Raw genomic sequence first — 16,135 nt, 5'->3', positions numbered from 1 at the left:
AACGGAACATGGGACAGAACCAGACGGGCAGCGTCGGCTTCATCGGCCTCGGCACGATGGGCCGGGAAATGGCGCGCAACCTGATCGAGGCCGGGCACACGGTGACCGCCTTCGACATCGTCGGCGATGCTGTTGCCGCAGCGGTCGCCGCGGGAGCCAAGCCGGCAAAGAGCCCGGCCGAAGCGGCGGCCAACGCCGATATCGCGATCACCATGCTGCCCGACACGCCGCAGGTCGAGGAGGTGATCTATGGCGAAGGCGGCCTGCTGGCCTCGCCGCCGCGCGGCCGCCTCATCGTCGACATGAGCACGATCTCGCCGGTCGCCGTCCGCAGGATGCATGCCGATCTCAAGGCAGCCGGCACCGACTTCATCGACGCTCCCGTCTCCGGCGGGCCGATCGGCGCCAAGAACGCGACGCTGACGATCATGGCCGGCGGCGAGGCCGCTGCCTTCGCCAGGGCCGAGCCGTTCTTCCGCGGCATGGGCACGACCATCACTCATGTCGGCGCGCCGGGTGCAGGCCAGGCGGTCAAGCTCTGCAACCAGCTGATCTGCGGCATCAATATCCAGGCTGTCTGCGAGGCGATCGCGCTCGGCCGCGCCTCCGGCGTCGATCTGGAGCAGATGCGCAGCGTGCTGCTCGGCGGCTCGGCCGCGTCCTGGATGCTCGACAAGCTCGGCCCGGCGATGATCGCCGGCGACGCCGACGCAGGCTTCCGCATCGACCTGATGCTCAAGGACCTTCGGCTCGTGCAGGAGCAGGCGCAGGCGCTCTCGGTGCCGCTGCCGGGCACTGCGCTGGTCACCAGCCAGTACATCGAGGCGCGCGCCCATGGCGAGGGCGGCAACGGCAACCAGGCGCTCTTCCGCGTCTATGACCGCATGACGAACCGGGCCTGACGGCGGCGATGGGTCTCGACCTCGACTTCTCCGTCGTTCTCGAGCGCTGGCCGCTCTTCCTCGACGGCGCAGTGATGACGCTGGAGCTCGCCTTCCTGGCGATCCTGGTCGGCGGTGCGGTCGGCACGCTCTGCGCGGTCGGCCGCGGCAGCCGCAACCGCCTCATCGCCGGGCTCTGCGCTGCTTACGTCGAGACGATCCGCAACACGCCGCTGCTCGTCCAGATCTTCCTGGTCTATTTCGGGCTGGCGAGCATCGGCTTCAAATTCTCGGCCTTCTCGGTGGCCGCGGCAGCACTCGCCATCAATGTCGGCGCCTATACCGCGGAGATCATGAGGGCCGGCTTCGAGTCGATCCCGCCCGGCCAGATCGAGGCGGCGGAAGGCCTCGCGCTGTCGCGCTTCCAGATCTACTGGCACGTCATCCTGCTGCCGGCGATCGAGAAGGTCTATCCGTCGCTGACCAGCCAGTTCGTGCTGCTGATGCTCGCCTCCTCCATCACCTCGCAAATCTCGGCGGAGGAGCTCACCGCGGTCGCCAACTACGTCCAGTCCGACACCTACCGCGCCTTCGAGACCTATATCCTCGTCGCACTCGGCTACATCGCGCTCTCGCTCGTCCTGCGCGCCGCCTTCTGGGCGCTGGGGCTCGTCCTCTTCCCGCGCCGCCGGCGCCTCGGCACGCCGCTCTAGAGGTCGGTCATGGGCGGCTCACTCAACGCGAACCATCTCTTCTTCCTCGGCCAGGGCGCGCTCTGGACCATCGGGCTCTCGACCATCGCCCTGATCGGCGGCGGGATCGTCGGCTTCCTGATCGCGCTCGCCCGCGTCTCGCCGAACAAGGCCGTGCGGCTCGCCAGCGGTGCCTATGTCCAGCTCGTGCAGGGCACGCCGCTGCTGGTGATCATGTTCCTCGGCTATTTCGGACTCTCGGCGCTCGGCCTCGCGATCACGCCGCTCTGGGCGGCCGGCGCCTCGCTGACGATCTATGTCGGCGCCTATTTCGGCGAAATCTGGCGCGGCTGCATCCAGGCCGTGCCGCGCCCGCAATGGGAGGCGGCCGAAGGGCTGGGGCTCAGCCGCACCCAGCGCATGATCAAGGTCATCCTGCCCCAGGCCGTGCGCATCGCCACGCCGCCGACCGTCGGCTTCATGGTGCAGATCATCAAGAACACCTCGCTGGCCTCGGTGGTCGGCTTCGTCGAGCTCGCCCGCTCCGGCCAGATCATCAACAACTCGCTGTTCGAGCCCTTCCTGATCTACGCGATCATCGCCTTGATCTATTTCGCGCTCTGCTTCCCGATCTCGCTCCTCAGCCGGCGCCTCGAGCGCCGCATGGGCGTCGGCCGCGCGAAGCTGATGCCGGCCTGACGAGATGTGAAACCCATGAGCCAGGAACGCCTCAACCAACGCCCCATCGTCGCCCTCGACAAGGTCCATAAGAGCTTCGGCCCGCTGAAGGTGCTCGACGGCGTCAGCTTCACCGTCGCGCGCGGCGAGGTGCTGGCGCTGATCGGGCGCTCCGGCTCAGGCAAGAGCACGGCGCTGCGCTGCATCGACCGCTTCGAGAGGATCGATTCAGGCGAGATCCGCGTCTGCGAACACCGCGTCGACGCCGCTGATATCGACCTGCGGGCCCTGCGCCAGGATGTCGGCATCGTCTTCCAGAGCTACAACCTGTTCCCGCATCTCACCATCGAGCAGAACATCACGCTGGCGCCGGTCTCGGTGAAGGGCGTGAGGAAGGCCGAGGCCCGCGAGCTCGCCAAGGCGATGCTGGCCAAGGTCGGCCTGTCCGAGAAGCTCGACGCCTATCCGGAACAGCTCTCCGGCGGCCAGCAGCAGCGCGCGGCGATCGCCCGCTCGCTCGCCATGCAGCCCAAGGTGATGCTGTTCGACGAGGTCACCTCCGCGCTCGACCCGGAGCTGACGGGCGAGGTGCTCAAGGTCATCGAGCAGCTCGCCGCCGACGGCATGACCATGGTCATGGTCACCCATGAGATGGGGTTCGCACGGGGCATCGCCGATCAGGTGGTGTTCATGCACGCCGGCAGGGTCCACGAGGCCGGAAGTGCCTCGATCCTGTCGAACCCGGCCACGCCGGAACTCGCCCAGTTCGTCGGAACCGGGCTCTAACGACCAAAACGGGAAGGAGACCCAAGGATGAAACGCTTTCTCACGCTTGCCCTGCTCGGCACGACGGCGCTCGCCTGCGCCGGCCAGGCCGCCCGCGCCGACATGCTCGACGACATCACGAAGGCCGGCAAGATCCGCATCGCGACCGATCTCGCGATCCCGCCCTCGGGCATGATCGACAGCGCCATGAAGCCGACCGGCTCGGATGTCGAGACGGCCGAGCTGCTCGCCAAGGACTGGGGCCTGCAGCTCGAATTCGTCCAGACCACCGGTGCGACCCGCATCCCCAACGTCCAGACCAACAAGGCCGACATCATCATCTCGACGCTGTCGGTCACGCCCGAGCGCGCCAAGGTCATCGACTTCTCCAAGCCCTATGCCGCGCTGCAGTCGGTCGTGGGCTGCCTGAAGTCGGTCGAGGCGAAGAGCTGGGAGGATCTGAAGGGCAAGACGATCGCCGTCTCGCGCGGCACCACCCAAGACACGACGCTGACCAACATGAAGGAGCGCGACCTCAAGCTCGCCCGCTACGAGGATGACGCGACGATGGTCACCGCCGCTGTCTCCGGCCAGGCGGACTGCGTCGCGACCTCGGCGACGATCGTCTCGCAGATCGGCGTCAAGGCGCCGTCGCGCCCCTTCGAGCCCAAGGTCACGATCACCAATTTCGACCTCGCCATCGGCGTGAAGAAGGGCGAACCCAAGCTGCTCGAGAAGCTCGATGCCTGGATCGGGCAGAACCTGAAGAACGGCAAGCTCAACGCGATCTACAAGAAGTTCCACGGCACCGAACTGCCCGCGGAGATGCGCGGCTGATCCCTCCCAAAGCCGGCGCTCGCCAAGGGCGCCGGCCCCTCGTTCCAATTGCACATAGGAAAACCCATGCGCCTCGTCATCGGCTCCGACCATGCCGGCTGGTCCCTGAAGCAGCACGTCATCGACCACATTAGATCGCTGGGCCACGAGGTCATCGATGTCGGCTCCCATGACGACAAGCCGGTCGACTTCCCCGACATCGCCCGCGAGGTCGCCCGCAAGGTGACGTCAGGCGAGGCCGAGCGCGGCATCATGGTCTGCGGCACCGGCGTCGGCGCCTCGATCGCCGCCAACAAGATGAAGGGCATCCGCGCCGCCGTCTGCCACGACATCCACTCCGCCCATCAGAGCGTCGAGCATGACGACGTCAACGTGATGTGTATCGGCGCCAAGATCGTCGGCCCCTGGCTCGCCAGCGACCTGATTTCGTCCTATCTCTCGGCCGAGTTCTCGACCGACGAGGATTTCCGTCGCCGGGTCGAGAAGCTGCACCAGATGGACGCCGAAGGCTGAAGCGGAGCTAGAGCACCGATGATCCTGGTCTTCGGATCGATCAATGTCGATCTGGTCGCGCGGGTCGCGACCATTCCGGGGCCGGGCAAGACGGTGCTCGCGCCGTCCTATGACCGCCATTTCGGCGGCAAGGGCGCGAACCAGGCCGTGGCCGCCGCACGCCTCGCAGCACCCGGCCGGGTCGCCATGGCGGCCTGCGTCGGCGATGACGGTTTCGGCCGGGAATCGATCGACAACCTCGTCGCCAACGGCGCCGCAGCCGATCTGATCCGCTTCGGCACGACCCCGACCGGCTGCGCCTTCATCACGGTCGATGCGCAGGCGGAGAACGCGATCACGGTCGCCAGCGGTGCCAATCTCGAACCGAAAGCCGCCGACGTCCCGGAAGCGCTGCTGACCTCCGGCACGACGCTGGTGCTGCAGATGGAGGTACCCTTCGCGCAGTCGCTGGCGCTGGCGCAACGCGTCCGGCAGGCGGGCGGCCGCGTCGTCTGGAACTGCGCGCCGGTACCGGACGGGTTCGGCGCAGCCGACGCTTCCGCGCTGCTCGGCGCCAGCGACGTCCTCATTGTCAACGAGCACGAGGCGGCCGATATCGCCGCCATCCTCGGGCAGCCAGAGGCCGGTATCGCCGGTCTGATCAGGGGCACCACCACGAGTTGCGTCGTCACGGCCGGGGCCGAGGGCGCCTTCGCCTACACGCCCGCCGGCGAGACCTTCCACGTCGCCGCGCCGCGCATCGAGCCGGTCGATACGACCGGCGCCGGCGACACCTTCGTGGGCGCCCTCGCAGTTGCATTGGACGAGGGGCTCTCTCTTGCCCAGGCGCTCGATCTCGGTTGCCGCGCAGCCGCTCTGGCCTGCCTTGCACCGGGCGCGCAGACCGGCATGCCGCACCGGGAGAAGATGTAAGGGGCCCGCGGGAAGCCGCCGGCGCCGGATGGGCCTCACTTCAGTTTCGTCTTCGCTGCCGGCAAGTCACGCCAGTAATGGCCGGTGCCTTTCCGGATGACCACGTCCTGCGGCAGGATCTCGAAGGGCGTGTGGCCCGGCAGGGCGCGCAGTTCGTCGAAACGGGTGGTGAAATCGGTGCCCCTGAGCAGGTCGAACAGGTCCTCGAAGCGGTCGATGACGAAATAGCTCGCCTGGAAATCGTCGATGTAATAGCCGGTGCGCAGCACGCGCTCGAGATCGAAGGCCAGGTGGTGGGCGGAAGGATCCTGCACCACATAGCTTGCCTCGCCGAAGGACGAGACGATGCCGGCGCCGTAGATGCGGATGCCCTCGGGCTTGCGGATCAGACCGAATTCGATGGTGTACCAGTTGAGGCGGGCGAGGAACTTCACGCCCCTGGTCTCGACGGCGACCAGCCCGATCCGGCCATATTCGTTCATGTAATCGGCATAGGCGGGGTTGGTCAGCAGCGGCACATGGCCGAAGACATCGTGGAAGATGTCAGGCTCCTCGAGATAGTCGAGCTGCTCGCGGCTGCGGATGAAGGTGCCGGCCGGAAACTGGCGGTTGGCCAGCATCTGGAAGAAGGGGCGTGACGGGATGAGCCCCGGCACCGCCACCACCTCCCAGCCGGTCAGCCGCCGCAGCCGCGCGTTCATCCCTGCGAAATCCGGCACGCCTTCGGGGCCGATGCCCAGCGCCGCAAGGCCGTCGAGATATTCCTGGCAGACATGGCCCCTCAGGGTCCGCTGCTGGCGCTCGAACAGCACACGCCAGATGGCGTGATCCTCGGCTGTATAACGCTCCCAGCCCTGGTCGATGATGCAGTCCTCGACCGTCTGCGCGGTCAAAAGAGCATGTCCGGGCATCGCTTTCGCTCCTGAGAGCCGGCCCTAACTCCGGCTGCGCGGTCCGCATCACGACAACGCGCGACAGGGCCTCGCAGGTCCGGCAGCGCCGCGAGCGAAGTCAGAATAGCGCGTTTCGGCTGCGGAGCGAATGAGCGGTTCGCTTCCGTCCGGCAGCAAGGCTCTGGTCCTCGGCCCGAATGCGGACGTCCCGAGCCCGCGATGCTGTTTCTCGTTCCGCGACGATACGGCGAGGCTGATCGCCGAGACCGCCCGGGACCACGCCTTCAAGGGCCTGCTGGCCGCCTGGGTGTGACGGCCAGCGTTCGAAATCGCCGTCGCCGCCGGAAGGACGAGGCGACGGTTCGGTAGCGCTAGGCGAAGCGTCAGCCCGCCGGCCTGTTGAAGCGTTCGAGGAAGCTGACGAGGCGCGGATGTTGCGGCCGGCGGAAGATCTCTTCCGCCGGGCCGATCTCCGCCAGAACGCCGTCGTTCATGAAGCCGACGCGATGCGATACATCCGCGGCGAAGGCCATCTCATGGGTGACGAGGATCATCGTCATGCCTTCGACCGCCAGGTTGCGCACCACGTTCAGCACCTCCCCGACGAGCTCCGGATCGAGCGCCGAGGTGACCTCGTCGAAGAGCATCACATCGGGCTTCATCGCCAGCGCGCGGGCAATGGCGACGCGCTGCTTCTGGCCGCCGGACAGCTTGGCGGGAAAGGCGTCCGCCTTGTCGGCGAGCCCGACCTTGGCGAGCAGGTCGCGGCCGAGTTCGGCGGCCTCGGCCGGCGTCATGCCGTTCACCTGCAGCGGGCCTTCCATGATGTTCCGCAGCGCCGTCATGTGCGGGAACAGGTTGAAGTGCTGGAAGACCATGCCGACGTCGCGGCGCAGGGGCGCGAGCGCGGCATCGTTCGGCGCCTTCTGCCCCTTGCCGAAGGCGAAGCTGTGGCGGCCTGCCACGAGCGTCCCCTCCTGGGGCAACTCGAGCAGGTTCATGCAGCGCAGGAAGGTCGACTTGCCGGAGCCGGACGCACCGATCAGCGTCACCACGTCGCCGCGCTCGACAGTGAGCGAAGCGCCCTTGAGCACCTGGAACGAGCCGTATGATTTATGGATCCCGGTCGCGGAAAGGGTAGCGGGTCGAGCGTTCATCGATGCGCCCCCATCTTCTGCTCGACCCGGTCGGCGACCAGGGTCAGCGGGAAAAGAACCACGAAATAGACCAGGGCGATGACCGTGTAGACCTCGAGCGGGCGATAGCTCGCCGCGGTGATGACGGTACCCTGATAGAGCAGGTCGCCGACCGCGACGACCGAGACCAGCGAGGTGTTCTTGAGCTGGAGGATCGTCTGGTTGATGAAGGACGGGATCATCACCTGGATCGCCTGCGGCAGGACGATGCGGCGGAAGATCCGCCCTTGCCGCATGCCGATCGCCCGGCCCGCCTCCCACTGCCCGCGATCCACCGCCTCGATGCCGCCGCGGAAGATCTCCGCGTAGAACGAGCCGGCATAGAGCGACAGCGTGATGAAGCAGGCCATCGAGGCCGACATGTCGACCCCGATCAGGACCGGCAGGGCGTAGTACATCCAGACCAGCTGGACGAGCAGCGGCGTGCAGCGGAAGATCTCGATGAAGGCCCGCAAGGGCGGCGACAGCCAGCGCGGCCCTGCCGTCCGCGCGATGCCGATAACCAGCCCGACGACGAGCCCCGCCACCACGGTGGTCACGGTGTAGAGCACCGTGATGCCGAGTCCCTGGCCGATCAGCCCCCAATAGGGGCCGAGCGCCGAGAAATCCCAAACATACATCGCCGGGAACCGCTCAGAACTGCACTTCGGCGGGAATATCCTCGGCCGTCAGCCCGAGCGGCTTGAAGCCGGCGAGCATCCATTCGCGCGTCTGCCCCATGGCGCGGTTGTAGTCGGCCCAGGCGCTGAGAAAGTCCCGGTAGCGCCGGTCCGCCTCGGCCCGGATGCCCATATTCGTCGGCAGCGTCAGCAGCGGCCGCGGGATCGCGAGCGCGCCGAGATTGGGGTTCTTCTTCAGCGTCGAGACCGCGAGCACGGCAAGCGAGACGTTGCAATCGGCGCGCCCGGTCGCCACGGCGAGGATCGCCTCGTCGCGGCTCTTGAAGCCGAGGATGGTGGCCTTCGGGCAGTAGCGCCGTGCGATCAGCTCATGCGTCGAGCCGATATCGACCGCGATCTTGACCTCCGGCTTGTCGAGCTCGGCCCAGCTTTCCGGCTTCGCGAAGCCCTTCTTGGTGATGACCGTGAACGAATGCACCAGGATCGGCGTCGAGAAGTCGATCACGAGCGCCCGCTCCGGCGTCGGGTTCACCGCGAAGGCGAGATCGACCTTGCCGCCCTGCAGGTCGAGGATCTGGTTGCCCCAGGTCGATTCGACATATTCGACCTTGGCGGAAAGCTTGGCGGCGATGTCGTTGGCCATGTCGATGCAGGCGCCGGACCAGCTGCCGCTGGCGAGATCCTTATGGAAGTAGGGCTCCTGGCCGACGATCACGGCGACGCGGATCACCCCGCTGCGCTTGATCCTGTCGAGCGTCGATTCGGACGGTTGCGCCTGGGCCTGCGCGGGCGCTGCATTCGCGGCGAGCGCGGCACCTGCGAATGCGACGACGAAGGCATCCCTGCGATTCATGGCCAATCCCCTGCTTTTTTCCGGTTTTCGGCCGGCACGCTGACCGGCACGCTCGGGGACTATTTCTGTATTCAGATCGACATGCAAGGCCGCATTTTAGCATGACCGCCCCGCGCCCGCCTCGGCTTGCGCCGCAAATTCAAACCTGAATACAAATCTGCACTCTATCCTGCGCCCGTATGGCGGCGCGGTTGTCATTTTTGAGGGAGAACCAATTTGCGTGCGGTCTTTGTCGATGCGAACGAGACGCTGAGCGCCGTCACCGAGAAGCTCAGCCGGGCTGGCGATCCCGATCTCACGATCAACCGCAACCCGTCAGTCACCTCGCAGGAGCTGCCCGGCCTGCTCGGCGACGCGGAGCTCGCGATCATCGACCACACCCATCTCCCGACGGAGATTGCGAGGCAGTGCCGCAGCCTCAAGCACGTCGTCTTCCTGGGTACCGGTCCGCGCAGCTACATGAACCCGGACGAGCTCGCGGAGCACGGCATCACCGTGCATATCGTCAAGGGCTATGGCGACACGGCCGTCGCCGAATGCGCCTTCGCTCTGATGTGGGCCGCCGCCAAGGGATTTGCGCGGATGGACCGGGGCATGCGCGCCGGGCAGTGGCTGCGCACCGACGGCGTGCAGCTCACCGGCAAGACGCTCGGCCTCGTCGGCTTCGGCGGCATCGCGGCCGAGGTGGCGCGGCTGGCGCGCGGGGCGGGGATGAAGGTCATCGCCTGGAACCGGACGCCGCGCAGCCATGACGGCGTCTCGTTCGTGTCGCTCGAGACCGTGCTGGCGGAGAGCGACGTCGTCTCGCTGCATCTCCTGCTGACGGATGAGACCCGCGGCCTGATCACGCGCGAACGGATTGCGGCGATGAAGCCCGGAGCGATCCTCGTCAACACGGCGCGCGGCGCCCTCGTCGACGAGGATGCCATGGTCGAGGCGCTGCGGTCCGGCCAGATCCGGCACGCCGGCCTCGACGTCTACGCGATCGAGCCCATGCCGGAAGGCCATGTGCTGACCACGCTGGAGAACGTCACGCTTTCCGCCCATTCCGCGTTCCGGACGCCCGAGGCGAGCGACAATCTGATCGGCGCCGCACTCGATCACTGCCGCCGCATCGCGGCGACCGGCCGCTGACCCGCCCTGGAGACGAAACTGCCATGACCGCCATCACCCGCATCGATCAGAACGCCCGCCGCAGCCGCGCCGTCGCCGCCGGCGGGCTCGTCTTCCTGGCCGGCCAGGTCGCCGACGACAAGGCCGGCGACATCGCCCAGCAGACCCGCGAGGCCCTGGCGAAGGTCGACGACATGCTTAGCCGGGCCGGGACCGACAAATCCCGGCTGGTCAGCGTCCAGATCTGGCTGAAATCCATGGAGGATTTCGATGCGATGAACCGCGTCTACGACGCCTGGGTCGTCCCTGGCCAGACGCCGGCCCGCGCCTGCGGCAAGGTCGAGCTCGCCGATCCGGCACATCGCATCGAGGTGATCGCGGTCGCGCTGGCCTAGCGGCGGGCGCATTCGCAGGGGAGGCTTTCATGGACGGAACCACGCAGCAGAGCGATTTTCGCCCCGCCGGGCGGCTCGGATCGATCGGCGTTTCCGAGATCCTGAAGATCGGGGCCGCGGCGGCGCGGCTGAAGCGCGAGGGCCGGCCCGTCATCGTGCTCGGCGCCGGCGAGCCCGATTTCGACACCCCCGACAACGTCAAGCAGGCCGCCGAGCAGGCGATCCGCGCTGGCAAGACGAAGTATCCGCCACTCGAAGGCACGCCCGAGCTGAAGGCCGCGATCGTCGAGAAATTCCGCCGCGAGAACGGGCTTTCCTACGCGCCGGACGAGGTCACGGTCAGCTCCGGCGCCAAGGCCATTCTCTACAACGCCTTCATGGCGAGCCTCGACCCGGGCGACGAGGTCATCCTCGCCGCGCCCTACTGGACGACCTATGCCGACATCGTCCGCATCGCCGGCGGGACGCCCGTGGACGTGGTCTGCCGGGAGGAGAACGGTTTCCGCCTCGCAGCGGAGGATCTGGAGCGCGCCATCACGCCGCGCACGCGCTGGCTGCTGCTGAACTCGCCGTCGAACCCCTCCGGCGCCGCCTATTCGGAGGCGAATCTGCGGCCGATCACCGAGGTTCTGCTGCGCCACCCGCATGTCTGGCTGATGTCGGACGACATCTACGAACACCTCGTCTATGACGGGCTGGCTTTCGTCACGGCGGCGCAGATCGAGCCCTCGCTCAAGGCGCGCACCCTCACCGTCAACGGCGTTTCCAAGGCTTACGCGATGACGGGCTGGCGCATCGGCTATGCCGGCGGCCCGAAATCGCTGATCGCCGCGATGGCCGTGGTCCAGAGCCAGATCTCCATGGCCTGCTCCGTCAGCCAGGCTGCAGCCGTAGAGGCCCTCAACGGCCCCCAGGAAATCCTGGCCGAGCGCCGCCTCGCCTTTCAGGCCCGCCGCGACCTTGTCGTCGACGCCCTGAACGCGATCGACGGCATCACCTGCCGCAAGCCGGAAGGGGCTTTCTACACCTTCGCGAGCTGCGCCGGGCTGATCGGCCGCAGGGCTCCGGATGGCACGCTGATCGATAGCGACGCCGCCTTCTGCCGCTATCTGCTGGAGCAGCACGACGTTGCCGTCGTTCCCGGCAGCTGCTTCGGCCTCGCGCCCTATTTCCGCATTTCCTATGCCGCCTCCGAGGACAGCCTGCGCGAGGCCTGCGCGCACATCACCCGCGCCTGCGAGATTCTGTCATGACCCTTCAGAACAGCCGCACCGGCGGCCAGATCCTCGTCGACCAGCTCCTGCGCCAGGGGGTCGAGCGCATCACCTGCGTCCCCGGCGAGAGCTATCTCGCGGCGCTCGACGCCCTGCACGATGCGGCGATCGACGTCGTCATCTGCCGGGCCGAGGGCGGCGCTGCGATGATGGCCGAGGCCTATGGCAAGCTGACCGGCCGGCCCGGCATCTGCTTCGTGACGCGCGGCCCCGGCGCCACCAACGCGGCGCATGGCGTCCACATCGCCATGCAGGATTCGACACCGATGATCCTCTTCGTCGGGCAGGTCGACACCGCCATGCGCGAGCGCGAGGCCTTTCAGGAGCTCGATTATCGCGCCGTTTTCGGTTCGATCACCAAATGGACGGTCGAGATCGACGACCCCGCCCGTATTCCCGAGCTCGTCGCGCGCGCCTTCCGTGTCGCCATGCAAGGTCGACCGGGGCCGGTGGTGATCGCGCTGCCGGAAAACATGCTGACGGAGACGGCAGCGGTGGCCGACGCGCCGCGCGTGGAGCCGGCGCGGGCCTGGCCCGCACCTGCCGACATGGAGCGGCTCTCGATGCTGCTCGCCGACGCGAAGCGGCCCGTCGCGATCATCGGCGGCTCTGGCTGGGACGCGGCGGCGACGGCCTCCTTCGCGCGCTTCGCAGAGCGCTTCGACCTGCCGGTCGCGACCTCCTTCCGGCGCGCCGCCCTGTTCGATGCCGACCATCCCAACTATGCCGGCGATCTCGGGATCGGGCCGGATCCCAGGCTCAAGGCCCGCATTGCCGAGGCCGACCTCGTGCTTCTGCTGGGCGGGCGCCTGTCCGAGATTCCGTCCAGCTCCTACACGCTGCTCGACATTCCGGTGCCGCGTCAGAAGCTGATCCATGTCCATCCGGGTTCCGAAGAGCTCGGGCGGGTCTATCAGCCGACGCTCGCCATCCAGGCCGCCCCCTCAGCCTTCGTCGCGGCGCTGGAGAGCCTCGCCACGCCCCCCGCGATCGCATGGCAGGGCGCAGCCGCGCAGGCGCATCGCGACTATCTCGCCTGGACGCAGGATCCGCGGCAGCTGCCCGGCGATTTCCAGTACGGCCAGCTCATCGCCTGGCTGCGCGACCGGCTCCCGCAGGACGCGATCATCTGCAACGGCGCCGGCAATTACGCCGGCTGGCTGCATCGCCACCATCGCTTCCACGCCTTCGCCGCGCAGCTCGCCCCGACTTCGGGCTCGATGGGCTACGGCATTCCGGCGGCCGTCCTGGCCAAGCGCCAGCACCCCGGCCGGACGGTCCTCGCCTTCGCCGGCGACGGCTGCTTCCTGATGAACGGGCAGGAATTCGCCACCGCCGTCCAATACGGCGCGGCGATCGTGGTGATCGTCCTCGACAACGGCCAGTACGGCACGATCCGCATGCATCAGGAACGCGATTATCCGGGCCGCGTCGTCGGCACGCAGCTCGTCAATCCGGATTTCGCGCTCTATGCCCGCGCCTTCGGCGGCCACGGCGAGCGCGTCGAGCGCACCGAGGAGTTCGCGCCGGCCTTCGAGCGCGCCGTCGCCTCGGGCAAGCCCGCGATCCTGCACTGCCTGCTCGATCCGCGCGCCCAGTCGCATGCCCGGGATTTCCTGCCCGCAGCGGTCGCGGCGGAATGAGCGGGGTCTCCCCCCTGCACGTCGCCGTCATCGGCGGTGGCGCCGTCGGCATCGCCTGTGCGCTCGAAGCGCTGCGCGACGGCCATGGGGTCACTGTGATCGACCCCGAGCCGAGCGGCGGCAAGCAGGCCGCAAGCTACGGCAACGCCGGCTGGCTGTCGTCGCATTCGGTCATTCCGCCGGCGGAGCCGGGCGCATGGCGGAAGGTGCCGGGCTATCTGCGCGACCCGCTCGGACCTCTGGCCCTGCGCTGGCGCTATCTGCCGCGCGTATGGTCATGGCTGCTGCGCTATCTCTGGTCGGGATGGACACCGGCCAAGCTGGAGCGGACGGCCATCGCGCTCCGCAGCCTGCTCGAGAATGCTCCCGCCCTGCATGCGCGGCTCGCCGCCGAAGCCGGCTGCCCGCAACTGATCGAGCGCCAGGGGCTGCTCCAGGTCTACACCTCGCGCGCCGTCTTCGAGGCCGACAGCCTCGCCTGGGCCATCCGCCGGCGCGTCGGCATCGACTGGCTGGAGCTGTCGGCCGAAGAGCTGCGCCAACGCGAGCCGCATCTCCATCCGCGCTACGGCTTCGGGATACTGGTCGAGGAAGCCGGCCGCTGCCGCGACCCGGGTGCCTATGTCACCGCGCTGGCGGCCCATGCGGCGGCGTGCGGAGCGCGCTTCGTCGCAACGCCGGCCCGCGCCTTCGTCGTCGAGGGCGGTCGCCTGAAGGCCGTGCGCACCGCCGCCGGAGACATCGCCTGCGACCGGGCCGTGGTCGCGGCCGGCGCTCATTCGGCCGCGCTCTGCGCCACGATCGGCGACCGGCTGCCACTCGAAACCGAGCGCGGCTATCACGTCGTCATCGAGGATCCCGAGGTTGCGCCGCGTGGCAGCTTCCTCGCCTCCGACGTCAAGATGGTGGTCAACCCGATGGATGGCGGCCTGCGCGCCGCCGGGCAGGTCGAGATCGCCGGGCTCGAGGCCGCTCCGGACTGGCGGCGGGCCGAGATCCTGCGCGATCATCTCATCGGCCTGTTCCCCGAGCTGCCCCGCTCCATCGCGCCGGAGCGGATCAAGGTCTGGCTCGGCCACCGGCCGAGCATGCCGGACGGACGGCCCTGCATCGGCACGGCGCGTGCCACGGGCGATGTGATCTATGCCTTCGGGCATGGCCATGTCGGCCTGGTCGGGTCCGCCCGGACCGGCCGCCTCGTCGCCCAGCTGCTTGCGCGCCGCGAGCCCGAGATCGACCTCGCGCCCTTCGACCCGCGCCGCTATCTCTAAAACCGCTTGCTCCAGGAGATCGCCATGACAGCCCATATCGCAGCGCCCGCAGCCCGGATCGCCAAGGGCGGCAAGGCCCTTTACGGCGCCCCGCTCGGCATCCTGATGCTGGAAGCCCGCTTTCCCCGCATCCATGGCGACATGGGCAATGCCGGAACCTGGCCCTTCCCGGTCCTCTACAAGGTCGTGACCGGAGCGAGCCCGGAGAAGGTCGTCCTCAAGGGGGCGGCCGGCCTGCTGCCTGATTTCATCGACGCCGCGAAGGAACTCGTGCGCTTCGGTGCCGAGGCGATCACCACCAATTGCGGCTTCCTGTCGATCTTCCAGAAGGAGATCGCCGCAGCGGTCGGCGTGCCGGTCGCGACCTCCTCGCTGATGCAGGTGCCGTGGGTGCAGGCCACGCTGCCGCCGGGCAAGCGCGTCGGGCTCGTCACCGTGTCGGGCTCGACGCTGACGCCGGCCCATCTCGAAGGCGCCGGCGTGCCGCTGGATACCCCGACCATCGGCACCGAGAACGGCCGCGAGTTCTTCCGCGTGCTGATCAAGGCCGAGAAGGACGACATGGACGTGGCGCTCGCCGAGCAGGACGTCGTCGAAGCCGGCAAGGCCCTGGTCGCCAGCAACCCGGACATCGACGCGATCGTGCTCGAATGCACGAACATGCCGCCCTACGCCGCCGCGCTGCAGGCCGCGGTGGGGCTGCCGGTCTACGACATCTATTCGATGATCACCTGGTTTCATGCCGGCCTGCGCCCGCGCAGCTTCGGCTGACGGCGCGTTGCCAGAGGGTTCTCCCTGGCCGTATAGGGAGATGTGTTCCGGCTTGCATGCATCGACGGGAGTGGTCGTGGAGAGCAGTTCCGATAGCGTCGTCGACCGCGTCTACGAACAGCTCAAGGCGATGGCCGTGAGCTACGAGTTCAAGCCGGGCGAACGCCTCAACGAGGGCGACATCGCCAAGCGCCTCGGCGTCAGCCGGACGCCGCTGCGCGAGGCGCTGAACCGGCTGAAGACCGAGGGCTTCCTGCGCTTCGCGCCGGGGAAGGGCTTCTTCTGCCGCGAACTCGACGCGCACGAGATCTTCGACCTCTACGAGCTGCGCAAGGCGCTCGAGGTGTCGGCGGCGCGGCTGGCCATCGGCCGCGCCAAGGACGCCGACATCGACGCGCTGATCGCCTTCCTCGACCGGACCGGCCCCGACCCCGGCGAACGCAGCGCGGTCGAGCTCGTCGAGCTCGACGAGGCCTTCCATGAGGGACTCATGGCGATGTCCGACAATGCCGAGATGCTGCGCGTGCTGCGCAACGTCAATGCGCGCATCCGTTTCGTGCGCTGGATCGACATGGACCGCATCAACCGCTCGAAGACCCAGGCCGAACACCGCGCGGTGCTGACGAGCCTCAAGGCCCGCGACGAAGCGGCCTGCATCGAGCTGCTCGAAAAGCACATCGACCGCCGCCTCGACCAGATCACGGCGGCGATCAAGGAAGGCTACGCCCAGATTTACATGCTCGCGAAGCGTCCCCTCGCGGTCTGAAACCTGGAGCTTCCAGGGATATGGACCGGTAGTCTGCCACCATGTTGCCCCGGCCGGCGCCG

At 68.0% G+C, this 16,135-nt stretch carries 19 protein-coding genes; 15 read left to right on the top strand and 4 right to left on the bottom strand.

The features are described from left to right. Positions 1–8 precede the first annotated feature (8 nt). From B5Y19_RS03555 to B5Y19_RS03525, 7 genes are all read left to right on the top strand, one after another. Entirely contained in the window at positions 9–902 is an 894-nt protein-coding gene (locus B5Y19_RS03555) for an NAD(P)-dependent oxidoreductase (protein WP_055730944.1), read from the top strand. An 8-nt stretch (positions 903–910) separates the two neighbouring features. Beyond that, positions 911–1,594, top strand: a complete 684-nt coding sequence (locus B5Y19_RS03550) for an amino acid ABC transporter permease (RefSeq protein WP_055730945.1) — start codon at positions 911–913, stop codon at positions 1,592–1,594. A 9-nt stretch (positions 1,595–1,603) separates the two neighbouring features. After that, positions 1,604–2,272, top strand: a complete 669-nt coding sequence (locus B5Y19_RS03545) for an amino acid ABC transporter permease (protein ID WP_055730946.1) — start codon at positions 1,604–1,606, stop codon at positions 2,270–2,272. Positions 2,273–2,287: 15 nt separating this feature from the next. Next, complete coding sequence (locus B5Y19_RS03540; RefSeq protein ID WP_055730947.1) at positions 2,288–3,037, top strand: amino acid ABC transporter ATP-binding protein; 750 nt, start codon at positions 2,288–2,290, stop codon at positions 3,035–3,037. Between the two features lie 27 nt (positions 3,038–3,064). Continuing rightward, complete coding sequence (locus B5Y19_RS03535; RefSeq protein WP_079591116.1) at positions 3,065–3,853, top strand: transporter substrate-binding domain-containing protein; 789 nt, start codon at positions 3,065–3,067, stop codon at positions 3,851–3,853. Between the two features lie 66 nt (positions 3,854–3,919). Next, positions 3,920–4,366 (top strand): ribose 5-phosphate isomerase B, encoded by a 447-nt coding sequence (rpiB, locus tag B5Y19_RS03530; RefSeq protein WP_055730948.1) that lies wholly within the window; start codon positions 3,920–3,922, stop codon positions 4,364–4,366. Between the two features lie 18 nt (positions 4,367–4,384). Then, positions 4,385–5,278 (top strand): ribokinase, encoded by an 894-nt coding sequence (locus B5Y19_RS03525; protein WP_055730949.1) that lies wholly within the window; start codon positions 4,385–4,387, stop codon positions 5,276–5,278. A 35-nt stretch (positions 5,279–5,313) separates the two neighbouring features. On the opposite strand, the gene phhA is transcribed toward B5Y19_RS03525, so the two are convergent. Then, positions 5,314–6,189 (bottom strand): phenylalanine 4-monooxygenase, encoded by an 876-nt coding sequence (gene phhA / locus B5Y19_RS03520; RefSeq protein ID WP_055730950.1) that lies wholly within the window; start codon positions 6,187–6,189, stop codon positions 5,314–5,316. 130 nt (positions 6,190–6,319) lie between these two features. Between phhA and B5Y19_RS25995 the strand changes: the two genes are divergently transcribed. Continuing rightward, complete coding sequence (locus B5Y19_RS25995; RefSeq protein WP_156367158.1) at positions 6,320–6,484, top strand: hypothetical protein; 165 nt, start codon at positions 6,320–6,322, stop codon at positions 6,482–6,484. Between the two features lie 70 nt (positions 6,485–6,554). Here the strand turns inward: B5Y19_RS25995 and B5Y19_RS03515 are convergent, their stop codons facing one another. From B5Y19_RS03515 to B5Y19_RS03505, 3 genes are read right to left on the bottom strand one after another with little or no spacing between them, the layout of a single operon-like run. Then, positions 6,555–7,328, bottom strand: coding sequence for an amino acid ABC transporter ATP-binding protein (locus tag B5Y19_RS03515; RefSeq protein ID WP_079591115.1), 774 nt, complete (start codon positions 7,326–7,328; stop codon positions 6,555–6,557). Beyond that, complete coding sequence (locus tag B5Y19_RS03510) at positions 7,325–7,987, bottom strand: amino acid ABC transporter permease (protein ID WP_055730952.1); 663 nt, start codon at positions 7,985–7,987, stop codon at positions 7,325–7,327. The genes B5Y19_RS03515 and B5Y19_RS03510 overlap by 4 nt, the downstream gene beginning before the upstream one ends. Positions 7,988–8,000: 13 nt before the next feature. Continuing rightward, the gene (locus tag B5Y19_RS03505) at positions 8,001–8,840 is read right to left on the bottom strand and encodes a transporter substrate-binding domain-containing protein (protein ID WP_055730953.1); all 840 of its coding nucleotides are present in this window, start codon (positions 8,838–8,840) and stop codon (positions 8,001–8,003) included. 216 nt (positions 8,841–9,056) lie between these two features. Here B5Y19_RS03505 and B5Y19_RS03500 point away from each other — a divergent pair, with 216 nt between their 5' ends. The 7 genes from B5Y19_RS03500 to B5Y19_RS03470 all read left to right on the top strand — a co-directional run bounded on the left by B5Y19_RS03500 (position 9,057) and on the right by B5Y19_RS03470 (position 16,073). Next, positions 9,057–9,974 carry an NAD(P)-dependent oxidoreductase gene (locus B5Y19_RS03500; RefSeq protein ID WP_055730954.1) on the top strand — a complete coding sequence of 306 codons (918 nt, stop codon included), beginning with the start codon at positions 9,057–9,059 and terminating at the stop codon, positions 9,972–9,974. Between the two features lie 23 nt (positions 9,975–9,997). Beyond that, complete coding sequence (locus B5Y19_RS03495) at positions 9,998–10,348, top strand: RidA family protein (RefSeq protein WP_055730955.1); 351 nt, start codon at positions 9,998–10,000, stop codon at positions 10,346–10,348. Positions 10,349–10,377: 29 nt separating this feature from the next. Then, positions 10,378–11,601: a pyridoxal phosphate-dependent aminotransferase gene (locus B5Y19_RS03490; RefSeq protein WP_055730956.1), complete on the top strand. Its 1,224-nt coding sequence runs from the start codon at positions 10,378–10,380 to the stop codon at positions 11,599–11,601. Beyond that, a complete protein-coding gene (locus tag B5Y19_RS03485) occupies positions 11,598–13,265 on the top strand; it encodes a thiamine pyrophosphate-binding protein (RefSeq protein WP_079591114.1) in 1,668 nt (555 codons plus the stop codon). The genes B5Y19_RS03490 and B5Y19_RS03485 overlap by 4 nt, the downstream gene beginning before the upstream one ends. Then, entirely contained in the window at positions 13,262–14,536 is a 1,275-nt protein-coding gene (locus B5Y19_RS03480; protein ID WP_055730958.1) for an NAD(P)/FAD-dependent oxidoreductase, read from the top strand. Before B5Y19_RS03485 ends, B5Y19_RS03480 begins: the two co-directional genes overlap by 4 nt. A gap of 24 nt (positions 14,537–14,560) precedes the next feature. Next, entirely contained in the window at positions 14,561–15,307 is a 747-nt protein-coding gene (locus B5Y19_RS03475; RefSeq protein ID WP_055730959.1) for an aspartate/glutamate racemase family protein, read from the top strand. Between the two features lie 76 nt (positions 15,308–15,383). After that, complete coding sequence (locus B5Y19_RS03470) at positions 15,384–16,073, top strand: GntR family transcriptional regulator (RefSeq protein ID WP_244555468.1); 690 nt, start codon at positions 15,384–15,386, stop codon at positions 16,071–16,073. The last annotated feature ends 62 nt before the right edge of the window (positions 16,074–16,135 follow it).

Source organism: Allobosea thiooxidans, from assembly GCF_900168195.1.
GTDB lineage: Bacteria > Pseudomonadota > Alphaproteobacteria > Rhizobiales > Beijerinckiaceae > Allobosea > Allobosea thiooxidans.
The sequence above is the reverse complement of the archived record's forward strand: the minus strand, read 5'-3'. Positions and strand labels throughout refer to the sequence as shown.

Bases quoted from the DNA above. Each gene is read 5' to 3' on its own strand.
- rpiB (WP_055730948.1), top strand. From the start codon at position 3,920: ATGCGCCTCGTCATCGGCTCCGACCATGCCGGCTGGTCCCTGAAGCAG.
- B5Y19_RS03540 (WP_055730947.1), top strand. From the start codon at position 2,288: ATGAGCCAGGAACGCCTCAACCAACGCCCCATCGTCGCCCTCGACAAG.
- B5Y19_RS03535 (WP_079591116.1), top strand. From the start codon at position 3,065: ATGAAACGCTTTCTCACGCTTGCCCTGCTCGGCACGACGGCGCTCGCC.
- B5Y19_RS03505 (WP_055730953.1), bottom strand. From the start codon at position 8,840: ATGAATCGCAGGGATGCCTTCGTCGTCGCATTCGCAGGTGCCGCGCTC.
- phhA (WP_055730950.1), bottom strand. From the start codon at position 6,189: ATGCCCGGACATGCTCTTTTGACCGCGCAGACGGTCGAGGACTGCATC.
- B5Y19_RS03475 (WP_055730959.1), top strand. From the start codon at position 14,561: ATGACAGCCCATATCGCAGCGCCCGCAGCCCGGATCGCCAAGGGCGGC.
- B5Y19_RS03515 (WP_079591115.1), bottom strand. From the start codon at position 7,328: ATGAACGCTCGACCCGCTACCCTTTCCGCGACCGGGATCCATAAATCA.
- B5Y19_RS03545 (WP_055730946.1), top strand. From the start codon at position 1,604: ATGGGCGGCTCACTCAACGCGAACCATCTCTTCTTCCTCGGCCAGGGC.
- B5Y19_RS03495 (WP_055730955.1), top strand. From the start codon at position 9,998: ATGACCGCCATCACCCGCATCGATCAGAACGCCCGCCGCAGCCGCGCC.
- B5Y19_RS03485 (WP_079591114.1), top strand. From the start codon at position 11,598: ATGACCCTTCAGAACAGCCGCACCGGCGGCCAGATCCTCGTCGACCAG.
- B5Y19_RS03555 (WP_055730944.1), top strand. From the start codon at position 9: ATGGGACAGAACCAGACGGGCAGCGTCGGCTTCATCGGCCTCGGCACG.
- B5Y19_RS03480 (WP_055730958.1), top strand. From the start codon at position 13,262: ATGAGCGGGGTCTCCCCCCTGCACGTCGCCGTCATCGGCGGTGGCGCC.
- B5Y19_RS03510 (WP_055730952.1), bottom strand. From the start codon at position 7,987: ATGTATGTTTGGGATTTCTCGGCGCTCGGCCCCTATTGGGGGCTGATC.
- B5Y19_RS03550 (WP_055730945.1), top strand. From the start codon at position 911: ATGGGTCTCGACCTCGACTTCTCCGTCGTTCTCGAGCGCTGGCCGCTC.
- B5Y19_RS03490 (WP_055730956.1), top strand. From the start codon at position 10,378: ATGGACGGAACCACGCAGCAGAGCGATTTTCGCCCCGCCGGGCGGCTC.
- B5Y19_RS25995 (WP_156367158.1), top strand. From the start codon at position 6,320: ATGAGCGGTTCGCTTCCGTCCGGCAGCAAGGCTCTGGTCCTCGGCCCG.
- B5Y19_RS03525 (WP_055730949.1), top strand. From the start codon at position 4,385: ATGATCCTGGTCTTCGGATCGATCAATGTCGATCTGGTCGCGCGGGTC.